Here is a 672-nt window from a genome sequence, read left to right on the forward strand (position 1 = left end):
GACGATGGCCAAGGCGAAGTTCGAGCGCAACAAGCCGCACTGCAACATCGGGACGATCGGCCATGTGGACCATGGCAAGACGTCGTTGACGGCGGCGATCACCAAGGTGCTGGCGAAGGCGGGTGGGGCGACCTTCACGGCCTACGACCAGATCGACAAGGCGCCCGAGGAGCGCGCGCGCGGCATCACGATCTCCACGGCGCACGTGGAGTACGAGACGGCCAACCGGCACTACGCGCACGTGGACTGCCCGGGGCATGCCGACTACGTGAAGAACATGATCACGGGTGCTGCGCAGATGGACGGCGCGATCCTGGTGTGCTCGGCCGCCGACGGCCCGATGCCGCAGACGCGCGAGCACATCCTGCTGGCCCGCCAGGTGGGCGTGCCGGCGCTGGTGGTGTTCCTCAACAAGATGGACATGGCCGACCCTGACCTGGTGGAGCTGGTGGAGATGGAGGTGCGCGAGCTGCTGTCCTCCTACCAGTTCCCGGGCGACGACATCCCCATCGTCAAGGGCTCGGCGCTGATGGCGCTGGAGGACAAGCAGCCCGAGATCGGCGAGCAGGCGATCCTGCAGCTGATGGCCGAGGTGGACCGCTACATCCCGCAGCCCGAGCGCCCGAAGGACCGCCCGTTCCTGATGCCGATCGAGGACGTGTTCTCGATCTC

Annotated in this window: 1 protein-coding gene; it reads left to right on the forward strand. The window is 67.0% G+C overall.

What is annotated here, in order from left to right; all coding sequences use genetic code 11:
* Window positions 1-4: 4 nt before the first annotated feature.
* On the forward strand, window positions 5-672 hold a 668-nt coding region (locus tag ACI6QG_RS19620), incomplete at its 3' end, for a GTP-binding protein (protein WP_407026262.1).

Source organism: Sabulicella flocculans (assembly GCF_045449635.1).
In the GTDB taxonomy this organism is placed as follows: Bacteria; Pseudomonadota; Alphaproteobacteria; order Acetobacterales; family Acetobacteraceae; genus Roseococcus.